A 10193-nucleotide genomic window follows, 5' to 3' on the forward strand; every position below is an offset into this window, starting at 1 on the left:
GTGACGCCTGATCAGGCGGCGATTTGATCGTGGCGGAGCCCGTCGCGGAACTCAACCCCTTGGATGATCTCGGGCAGGCGGTTCTGGCCGTCGAGTTTGCGCCATTTCTTCTGCGCTGACATCATCAGCTTGAAGGCCATGGCCAGTCCGGTCTTTCGGCTGAGGCACCCCTTGGTGCGTTTGGTGCGATGCCTGACGGTAGCAAAGGTGCTTTCGATCGGGTTTGACGTCCGGACATGTTTCCAGACCTTATGATCGCAGTCAATTGGACCAGGCGGCCTCTCCTGCGGCATTCTGCTGCGAGGGTTTTGCCAGTTGTTCTGGCGCAGAGCCTCAAGAATGGAGGAGAGACCAATGAAGGATATCATGTTTATTGGGCTGGATGTCCACAAAGCGACAATATCCGTGGCTGTTGCTGATGGCGAGCGTGGAGGAGAAGTGCGAGACTGGGGCAAGCAGCGCAATCGACCGGATCGTGTCCGCAAGCTTGCGGAGCAACTGGCCGCCAAAGGGCAGCAACTGTATTTCTGCTACGAGGCCGGCCCCTGTGGCTATGGCCTTTACCGTCAACTTGTCGAGCTTGGGCATGATTGCATGGTTGTCGCCCCCTCGCTCATTCCTGTGAAAGCAGGCGACCGTGTGAAGACTGATCGTCGTGATGCACGCATGCTTGCCAAGTTGCATCGAGCCAGCGAATTGACCCCCGTCTGGGTTCCGGACGTCGAACATGAAGCGATGCGTGACCTGGTGCGCGCACGCGCCACGGCTGTGCGCGTTGCAAACCAGGCCCGCCAACATCTTCAGAGCTTTTTGCTCAGACATGGCCGCCATTATCCCGGCAAGAAGAGTTGGACCAAAGCCTATCGGCGCTGGTTGTCGACAAACCGGTTTGACCATTCCGCCCAACAGATCGTTTTCCAGGATTACATTCACGCCGTGACCGACGCCGAAGCGCGCGTCGCGCGGCTTGAGGCGCAGATTGCCGAGCTGCTCCCGGATTGGAGCCTCGCCCCGATTGTTGAGGCGATACAGGCCATGCGCGGTGTTGCCTTCATTGTCGCAGTCACCGTTGTGGCAGAAGTTGGAGACTTCCGCAGGTTCGCAACGCCTCGCCAGCTTATGGCCTATCTCGGTCTAACCCCCACCGAACATTCCAGTGGCAACACGGTCAGGCGTGGCGGCATAACGAAAGTTGGCAGCAGCCTGGCGCGCCGCGTGTTAATTGAAGGCGCTTGGAGCTACAGGATGCAACCCCGTGTCGGTCGCAAGCAGGTAGACCGGATGGAGGGTCTCCCGCAAGCCGTGCGCGACATCGCCTGGAAAGGCCAGATGCGAATGTGCCGACGCTACAAGCACCTTGTGGCTTGCGGCAAACCGACAGTGGTGGCCAACACCGCGATTGCACGGGAGATGGTCGGCTTCATCTGGGCGATTGCGCAGGAGGCCAGCCCCGCCTGACGCTCATTCATCACAAACGCAACATCCCGTTCAGCTGATGTGCAAACCTGGGGGTGGAACACGGTGGAGAACCCTTGGGAAACATTGTGAGCCAGCCCTTGAAAGGCTGACGCTCGTTTCCAGAAAGAGGCAGCTCCAGGACGCAACCACGGTCATGCGGTATCCAACCCGCGCATGAGAGTATGCTCAACCGTCGTCTCAGTTCCACCCCCAGCCTTGCACATCTATAAGATAACGCCTCCGGCGATTGGGCCGATCGGCTCGGCGTGACAAAACCATTGACTACGATCATGAGAATGTTCCGCTGGATAGTCATAGAAGGTCAGCAACGCATCCCGGTCCTTGACCAGCTTGGCAACCGCCTTGTCCCACTTCACGCCGTAGGTCTCGACGAAGAAGTCGAAGGCGACGTTGGCTTCGGCCTTTTTCTCGGCCTGCCAGATATCGTGCAGATGGCCTTTAGCCTTAGCCTGGATGGATTTCGGCATCGCATTCAAAACGTTCATGGTTTTATGGACCCAGCACCTTTGTTCTCGCGTCGTAGCAAAGACCTCGCGCAGCGCCGTCCAAAACCCCAGGGCACCGTCGCCAATGGCCAGCTTGGGGTCTTGTTTCAGGCCACGGCGCTTGAGATCGAGCAGGACCTCGCGCCAGCTTTGCGTGCTTTCGCGAAAGCCGTCGGTCATGGCCAGCAGCTCCTTCCGGCCGTATTCGTCCGCCCCGACGATCACCAGAACGCACTGTTTTTCCTCAGCCATCCGCGGCTTGAAGTAGACGCCATCGGCCCAGATGTAGAGGAAGTGGCGCGTGCCGAGGTCGCGTTTCTGCCAAGCCTCATAGTCGTGCCACCAGTCGGCCTTCAGCCGCGTGATGGTCTTTGCGGACAGGCCCTTGGCATTCGGGCCCAGCAGAGCCTCCAGCGCGTCGGTGAAATCGCCCGTGGAAACGCCCTTGAGGTAAAGCCACGGCAACAGGTCCTCGACCGATTTCGCCTTGCGCAGATACCGCGGCAGAATGCTGGGCATGAACCTGACCTTGTCTTCGCCAGCACCCCGATCCCGCACCCGCGGCACCTTCACGGGCACTGGACCTATGCCGGTCATCACCTCGCGTTCCGGCAGATGACCATGTCGGACCAAGCGTGCCCGCCCGTCCTCGAGCTTGTCCCCGGAAAAGGCGTTCATCAGTGCGGCCAGCTCGGCGTGGATCGCCTGTTCAATTAGTTTGCGGGCTCCATCGCGCAGGACGTCGGTGAATGGGTCGGTGCCAAATCCGGATGGATCGGGCAGTTCAGTGATGGTATTCTCTGACATGTGGCATATCCCTTTCTCGGCTGAGAATTGACGGCGTCTGAACACCGCCATGATATGCCGCCCCTCAGGGCATCACCAACTTTCGCGCGTTTCTCGCTTGGTTTTCAAAGCACTGCGTTCACGGATCTCGTGATCGGCCCATAAGAGACATTCGACACCCAGCCACGATGCTGCGATCGCAGCCCGCATTCCGGCCATTCGCCGCGGGCGCAAAATCGAGCAGTTGGCGAACTGGTAGTGTGCGGGACTTCGCTGCCGTTCGAACTGCCAGAGCGAAAGCACGCTTCAAGCCCGTTTGCGGGCTTTGGTGAAAGCATAGCGCTGTCAGCCAACTGGTTTCGGGCGGCTGAAATGCCGAGCTGGTGTCAATCGGTTGTCCCCGCCGTGTTCATCTGACGTTCATCGTTCCGCTCGGGTGTTGTTCACCTTGAAAACAGTGACATCACCGCCAAACCTAAATATGGTTAGGTACCGCTCCATAATCTCAGGCACCTGCAATGCATTTTCGAAATGAAAGCAAATGCTTTCAGATGGCTAGCCGGAGCAGTGACTTTTCGAGTCCTGGATTGGTCCTGCCTGTGTTTCTGGGCCTTTTCCTGCTGCTAGTCTTCATTATGGCTCTACCCGCGTCAGCTCAAACCGCCAGTTTTCGGTCGGTAGACACCAATTCCGACGGTGTGCTGAGCTTCGATGAGCTGGTCGCAGCTTTTGGGCAGGATGGCGCAATCAGGCTACTTCGCTTGATTGACCACAACGGAGATGGCCAGATCACGATCTTAGAAGTGCGGCGCGGGGAAGACGAGGAACGGGACAACCGGGCTCAGCCCGACTCTTCCGACGAACGCGACGATGACCGAGACGATGACCGAGACGATGACCGAGACGACGAACGCGACGATGACCGAGACGACGAACGCGACGATGACCGAGACGACGATCGTAGCGATGACCGAGACGACGATCGTGGCGATGACGATGACGATGGAGGCGATGACGGTGGCGATGACGGTGGTGATGACGGTGGTGATGACGGCGGCGATGATTGACGCCGTCGAATGCACATAACTCTATCCGTTGCAGAGAGGGTTTTCCGCGGCGGTCTTGCTCAGGGTGCATATCGCTACCCGATTTCTCATCGGCGCGTGTTCATCGGGCGTTCATCCAAAGCCATACTGGGCGTTCATCTGGTTGTCCGATTTGTCTCACGTTGCCACGGCATAAGGGTTGCAATGTAATGCCAACCCGGGAGTAAACGATGACACACCTTTCCGACCCGCGCCCTTTCCACTGCAACAATGCAAAATGGGCCTTCACCACCCGCCGCGTGGAGCGGTCTGACGTCTGCGGTATGTCCACGAACATGGCCCATGCCAAATCCGGTGACCTGATCCTGTGCGAAATCATCGAAATCGGACAACACAAGACAATCCAGTTGGCCGAGCGTCGCGTGTCGGCGAGTTATCCTGGCGATCTGGTCGTGCTCTGCCTCGGCGACCGTTACGCCCCGGACCAATTCCTTGCCAGCGCCGTGATCGACGACGATCTGATTGATCTCGTGGCGGGTGGCGGAGTTGCAGGGCGTATCGATGCGACCCACGATTTTATGGACGAACCGACCCGGCTGAAGCCGCTCGGCTTATTGACTGGTGCGAAAGGTCAGGTGTTGAATGTCGCCGACTACGCCTTGCCAGCCATGCCCGCCAATGAGACCGTGACCGTGATCGGCGTGTTCGGGGCCTCGATGAACTCCGGCAAAACGACGGCCGCCTCCAGTCTTGCCCATGGGCTGATGCGTGCCGGCTATGCGGTGGCCGGTGTGAAGGCAACCGGAACGGGGGCGTTCGGCGACTTCAACAGCTTCGCGGACGCAGGCGTACCAGTTCTGGACTTCACCGATGTCGGCATGGCGACAACCTTCCGGATGCCGCTCGAACGCATCGAGGCTGGGTTCGATACGCTTGTCGCCACAGCGGCGGCGCGCTGCGCCGAGGTCGTCGTGGTCGAGATCGCCGACGGCGTTTTTCAACAGGAGACCCAAGCGATCCTCAATGCCTCCCGTATTCGCGACCGCCTCGACGGCATTCTCTTCGCGGCACCGGATGCGCTGAGCGCGGTTGGCGGAGTGACGGTGTTGGAACAGAAAGGCCTCGCGCCTTTCGCAATCTCCGGCATGGTGGGTTGCTCGCCGCTGGCGACCGCCGAAGCCGCCGAGGCGACCGGTCTGCCGATCCTGTCACGCGAAGACCTCTGGTCGAGAGACGCCATCGAATTGCATGTCGCGCCCCTGATGCGCCGTGCCGTACAAGACGCGGCCGAATGAGGACACTCCCACCTGTGGCGAACCGGGACCGCGCCCTGAGCGCGGTCCTTGTTGTGGGCTGTGGCATTTTGCAGGCTGTGGCCCTTGCCGTCGCTGCCTTTGCCACGCGCGACGCCTTTGCAGCACTGCATGGCGGTGAAGCACTGAACTTGCAGACTGTCTGGGAACTTGCGCTCGCCGGTGCCATTGCAGCGGTCTGTCTTTACGTCTCACGCCGCCAGGCGGAAGGTCTGGGACAAAGCTACGCGATCGCCCTCCGGCACGAGCTCTATGCCAAGATTGCCAGCCTGCCGAAATCTCGTCATGAGGAGCGTCGCGTCGGCGCGCTTGCGCTGCGTTTCGTGGGTGACCTGTCAGCGGCCCGCCTCTGGTTCGGGCGCGGCTTGCCCGACGTGCTGACGGCGCTGGTGGTCCTGCCTGGTGCCGTTGCCATCCTGGTTTCGCTCGACCAGCGTATCGCGCTGGCCGGACTTGCGCCCCTGGGTTTCGCGATGGTGCTAATGGCGATCCTTGCCTGGCGTTTGGAGCGACGGCACCAGCGGCTTCGCAAGCGCCGCGCCAATATAGCCATTGCCATGATCGAACGGATCGCCATTGCGCCGGAACTGGACCGCATGGGGCGAACCGCCAAGGAACTGCGCGCACTGGACGACCAAGGGGACGCGCTTAAGGCGAATGCTGTTGCGCGGGTTGGTCGGACGACGGGACTGCAGGCGATTCTGCAGGCAGGCGTGGCCCTGTCGGGTTTGGCGATCCTGTGGTTCGCCAGCCTCGGCAGCACGACACCTGCGACTGTGGCGGCAAGCCTTTCCGTCCTCGCGCTCGTCGCCTTGCCCCTGCAAGACCTTGGCGCGGCATGGGACCGGTATTGCGCTTGGGCTGTGGCACGCGAGAAAGCAATGCGGTTGCTGAACGAACCCGAAATTCCCAGACTCACCAAGCCTTACAAGCATCCAGCCTCTGTCACAGTTCGAGGAGAAATCGCTGGTGAGCCGGTTCACTTTACGGCCGAGGCGGGCACGCTTACCAAACTTGAGTCACCCGCTTCTGCTAAAATCGCGCGCCTTATTGCCGGCCTCGATCAGGATGCGGGCGTGAGGGTCTCTTTTGACGAAGGGAGCGAGACGCCACACGTCGCCTACATCGGCGACACTCACATCGGCCTGCAAGGCAGCCTGCGGCGGTCCGCAACGCTAAGCGCACCAAAACGACCAAAGGACGCCCGTGTCTGTGACGTGTTGCGCGCCTTCGGCCTGAGCGACATGCTGGCAGCCCACCGGGGCCTCGACCAGCGCCTCTCTGAAAACGGCAAGGGGCTTAGCGCAGCGCAAACCCTGCGGCTCGATCTCGCTCGGGCCGTTTTGGGGCAGGCCGAAATTGTCGTGATCTCTTCGCTGCGCTGGAACGTAGACCCGGAACGGGACGGCCTGCTCGCGACGCTTCAAGAGCTCAGCCCAACCACTGTGATAGTAGACGAGGGCGAAAATCACTCCATAATGTCAGAAAACCTGAAAGCCGACTGACATGCGTTCGACCACACTTTTCGGGGCCTATGCCGTTGCAGTCCTAGTCCTCATCGGGGGGCTTTCGGTCCTGACGCTGTACAGCCTAGATAGATCCAAGTGGTGGGACGAGCGGACACAGCTCTCGCAGGAGGCTTATGGCCTGCATCTGAAGCTCGAAGCCAATATCTATCGGCTCTTCAAACAGCACGGCGACGCGCTTTTGATCGGTGACCGCGATGGCGGGGAAGGCGAACGGGAACTGCGGGAGGCCATCCAGCAGAACATCGCAGACATCCGGGATATCATCGCCCGCGAAATCGAGATGGTCGGCGAGGAAGAGATCGAAGAACTGGGGTTTCTCGACGAGCTTGAAGAGGACATCCGTTCGATCAACGCCGCCGTGGCCTCAATTAACGCAGCTGGCGACCCCATTGACAGCTTTCTCCAGATCGAGCGTCTGGCCGCCTTGTTGGATGGCGACATTGACATTCGTTTGCACAATAAAATTGTTGCCGCGCTGGAAGAAGAGGAGGAAGAGGTCGCGGAGGTTCTGGCCGATGCCGCAGAATTCCGTGCATGGAACAGGTCGCTTGTCTACGGGGTTCTGATTTCAACAGCCTTGTTCTTGCTGGCGGGGTTGCTGTCCTTCAATCGGCTGATCAGGCGCCCGACCATCCGTTTGAAAAACAGCATCGAACGGTTGCGTGGTGGCCAGTATGGCAAGCCGATTGCGCTCGGCGGCAGCCGCGAATTCCGCGACCTCGGTGACGTTCTCAGCGACATGTCCAAAGGCCTGGCCACCCGCGAGATCAGCCAGGAGGAACAAAAGAAACGGCTGGAGGAGATCGTGACGGCGCGGACGTCGGATTTGCAGAAGCTGATCCGAAAGCTCGAAACTGGCGAGGAAAACCGCAAGCAGCTGATTGCGGATATCAGCCACGAACTGCGTACGCCTCTGGCGATCATACTGGGTGAGGCGGACGTGACATTGCGCACCTCCGGCAATTTAAACGAAGACGTCTCGGATGCACTCGCCCGTATTCGCGATAGTGCAAAACATACCAATACCCTCGTCGATGACATGCTCACCATGGCCCGATACGAGGCCGGTCGATTGCGGCTTGACCACAAGAAAACAGACCTCGGAAAAGTCATAGACGACGCCGTCGCCATGTTTCCCGCGACCGTCAAAATCAGCACACCGGAAACCCCGGTCACTGCGCATGTGGACGAAGTCCGAATCCGCCAGTGTGTCTTGGCGCTATTGCACAACGCGCGCCGCTACGGGGGGCCAACGATCACTGTAACCTTGGAAAACGACTCCGAGACCTGCCTGATAGAGGTTGAGGATGATGGCCCCGGCTTGAGCGTCGCAGAAAAGTCCCAGGCTTTCGAACGCTTCTTCCGTGGCTCCAATGCTGTCGGTCAAGGGATTGAAGGGAGCGGCCTCGGCCTGCCGGTGGTGAAATCCATCGTAGAGGCGCATGGTGGCACAGTGGCCCTTCAGGACCCAGAGGAATGTGGATTGCGGGTAGTGATCAAGTTGCCGACGCAACCGCGGATGAAAGTGGTCGCCGCCCCGTCCAAGCGCAAATCCGCTTGAGGCTTGTGTCGATGCTTGTCGACCATCGGTGCTTCGGTTTAACCTCTTTTCGGTAATGGTTCTTTGAGTTTGTCAGCGACCAGGATGGAACCCTATGAACATACTGTTGGTCGAAGATGAAGCGCGGGTCGCCCATTTCATCCGGCGCGGTCTGTCGGCTGAAGGCTGGACCGTCGAACACGTCGCTGACGGAGAAATCGCATTAGAGCATGCGGCCTCCAACAGCTACGACGTTATCCTTCTGGACCTGATGCTACCCGGCATCCAGGGCCAGGACGTCTGCCGCAGACTGCGCGCGCGCAAATCCAAGACGCCGATCCTAATGCTGACCGCTCTCGACAGCCCGGAAGAGAAGGTCGATGGCCTGAAAATGGGGGCCGATGACTACCTCGCGAAACCCTTCGACTTCGACGAACTCATCGCGCGCGTTGAAGCGTTGCACCGGCGGTCGACAGGTTACGCGTCAAATTTAGACGAAGATGTCATCACCCACGGCACGCTTTCCTTTGATATGACTTCACTGCAAGTCACGCTGGGCGGCACAGAGATCGAATTGTCGAAGAAGGAGCGTGACCTTCTCTTGTTGTTTCTCACCAACATCGGCCGTGTCCTGTCCCGCGAGCGCATCCTGAACTCCGTCTGGGGCCTGAACGCCGACCCGCTGACAAATGTTGTCGATGTATATATAGGTCGCCTGCGTCGGAAAATCGGGGGCGAAGGAGAGCGGATCGTAACGCTACGGAATGTTGGCTATAGAATGAACGAAATCTCTCCGCACCGGTGAACCGCCGCCGACGCGGGACAGTGCGACCTGACAAGGCCGAAACATATAAGAGTGCTAGGCAGCGGACTCATAAAACTCGATCCACAGCCTGATGGACGCCAGTTTGATCATCGACAAGAAATTGCGTGACGTTTTCTCGTATCGTGTTGCGATGCGTCGGAAGGAGGCTTTCAGCCTGCCAAAGAACCGTTCGATCTTGTTGCGTTCCTTGTAAAGTTCAGCGTCGAAATCGGCTGGGAGCTTTCGATTGGCTTTGGGCGGGATCACGTCGATTGCGCCCTGTTCCCAGATCATTTCCCTGATCCAGTCGGCGTCATAGGCCTTGTCTGCCAGCACATGCTGGCCGGGTTGAAGATTGTCCAGGAGCGTCTTGCAGGGCGGCGCGTCATGGGCTTGTCCGGGTGTCAGTTCATACCGGAACGGCAGACCGTCCTGATTTGTAAGTGCATGAATTTTCGTCCCCAATCCGCCCCGAGAGCGACCTAAACAGCGGCGCGGGTCTTTTTTTGAGCGTCGTCGCGGCATGGTGCGCCCGGATGCTCGTGCCGTCCACCATGACCATGTCCACGTTGTGGGCGTCGGCGATCGCGTCCATGATCCGGTCCCAGTGGCCTGCGTAGCTCCAGCGATTGAAGCGGTTATAGACCGTCGTTGGCGGGCCGTATTCGCCGGGTAAATCAGCCCATGGAATGCCGGTGCGCAGAACATAGAAAATCCCGTTGATCACGCGCCGGTCATCGACGCGCTTCTTGCCCCGCGTCTTGTTGGGCAAGACCGCTTTGATGAAGTCCCACTCCAGATCGCTCATGTCTGATCGCGCCATTTGACTGCTCCCGCCATTGATGTCGCGAGAATTGAATCACAAACATATGTGATTGAACAGGAATTTATGGGTGTACTGGCTAAAGATGACGCTCAAAATTCTTCTGAAAAGCGCAATTTTTCTAAACGTTGCGTGGACCGCATTCCGCGCGCCATCGTTGAACGACAGTTTGGCGGCCATCCCAAGCTTTTGTGCTCTCCGCTGCATTAGCGACTTTGGGCTCTCAACCGGTTGTTCGCTGCATCCAGCTTGAAGGTCCGCTTTCGAGAAACAGCCCAAACTTTGCAAACTCCGCTCCCTGCGCATGCACTAAATCGCTCCGCGATAGTGGCTCTGGGTGGCGGCGTTGCGCTGAAGCGGGTTTTGCTTCGCGATTTTCGAGGTCGG

At 59.1% G+C, this 10193-nt stretch carries 7 protein-coding genes and 3 pseudogenes; 6 read left to right on the forward strand and 4 right to left on the reverse strand.

Annotation, left to right across the window (positions count from 1 at the left end; all coding sequences use genetic code 11):
- Positions 1–11: 11 nt before the first annotated feature.
- A pseudogene (locus V8324_RS10215) lies at positions 12–245 on the reverse strand (IS256 family transposase); the annotation flags it as partial.
- 109 nt (positions 246–354) lie between these two features.
- On the opposite strand from V8324_RS10215, the gene V8324_RS10220 reads away from it, so the two are divergent.
- Positions 355–1458, forward strand: coding sequence for an IS110 family transposase (locus tag V8324_RS10220; RefSeq protein WP_442970509.1), 1104 nt, complete (start codon positions 355–357; stop codon positions 1456–1458).
- Between the two features lie 296 nt (positions 1459–1754).
- Here the strand turns inward: V8324_RS10220 and V8324_RS10225 are convergent.
- A pseudogene (locus V8324_RS10225) lies at positions 1755–2771 on the reverse strand (IS256 family transposase); the annotation flags it as partial.
- Positions 2772–3385: 614 nt separating this feature from the next.
- Here V8324_RS10225 and V8324_RS22375 point away from each other — a divergent pair.
- Positions 3386–3535, forward strand: a pseudogene (locus tag V8324_RS22375) (hypothetical protein); the annotation flags it as partial.
- 12 nt (positions 3536–3547) lie between these two features.
- On the opposite strand, the gene V8324_RS10230 reads toward V8324_RS22375, so the two are convergent.
- Positions 3548–3832 carry a hypothetical protein gene (locus V8324_RS10230; RefSeq protein ID WP_336419833.1) on the reverse strand — a complete coding sequence of 95 codons (285 nt, stop codon included), beginning with the start codon at positions 3830–3832 and terminating at the stop codon, positions 3548–3550.
- 194 nt (positions 3833–4026) lie between these two features.
- On the opposite strand from V8324_RS10230, the gene V8324_RS10235 reads away from it, so the two are divergent.
- The 4 genes from V8324_RS10235 (at position 4027) to V8324_RS10250 (ending at position 8983) form a co-directional block, all read left to right on the forward strand.
- The gene (locus V8324_RS10235; protein WP_336419834.1) at positions 4027–5091 is read left to right on the forward strand and encodes a hypothetical protein; all 1065 of its coding nucleotides are present in this window, start codon (positions 4027–4029) and stop codon (positions 5089–5091) included.
- A gap of 14 nt (positions 5092–5105) precedes the next feature.
- Positions 5106–6614, forward strand: a complete 1509-nt coding sequence (locus V8324_RS10240) for an ABC transporter ATP-binding protein (protein ID WP_336419835.1) — start codon at positions 5106–5108, stop codon at positions 6612–6614.
- 1 nt (position 6615) lies between these two features.
- Positions 6616–8199, forward strand: a complete 1584-nt coding sequence (locus tag V8324_RS10245) for a sensor histidine kinase (protein ID WP_336419836.1) — start codon at positions 6616–6618, stop codon at positions 8197–8199.
- A 94-nt stretch (positions 8200–8293) separates the two neighbouring features.
- On the forward strand, positions 8294–8983 hold the full coding sequence (locus V8324_RS10250) for a response regulator transcription factor (RefSeq protein ID WP_336419837.1): 690 nt from the start codon (positions 8294–8296) through the stop codon (positions 8981–8983).
- 54 nt (positions 8984–9037) lie between these two features.
- Here the strand turns inward: V8324_RS10250 and V8324_RS10255 are convergent.
- Positions 9038–9806 (reverse strand): IS5 family transposase gene (locus V8324_RS10255; protein ID WP_336419838.1). Its coding sequence is split into 2 segments (ribosomal slippage): positions 9038–9485 and positions 9484–9806, totalling 771 coding nucleotides; the frame shifts between segments, so codons are not numbered across the junction.
- Between the last annotated feature and the right edge of the window lie 387 nt (positions 9807–10193).

Source organism: Roseovarius sp. D22-M7, assembly GCF_037083785.1.
In the GTDB taxonomy this organism is placed as follows: domain Bacteria; phylum Pseudomonadota; class Alphaproteobacteria; order Rhodobacterales; family Rhodobacteraceae; genus Roseovarius.

Excerpts from the sequence above, each read along its gene's own strand:
- V8324_RS10220 (WP_442970509.1), top strand. The coding sequence starts at position 355 with ATGAAGGATATCATGTTTATTGGGCTGGATGTCCACAAAGCGACAATA.
- V8324_RS10235 (WP_336419834.1), top strand. The coding sequence starts at position 4,027 with ATGACACACCTTTCCGACCCGCGCCCTTTCCACTGCAACAATGCAAAA.
- V8324_RS10245 (WP_336419836.1), top strand. The coding sequence starts at position 6,616 with ATGCGTTCGACCACACTTTTCGGGGCCTATGCCGTTGCAGTCCTAGTC.
- V8324_RS10250 (WP_336419837.1), top strand. The coding sequence starts at position 8,294 with ATGAACATACTGTTGGTCGAAGATGAAGCGCGGGTCGCCCATTTCATC.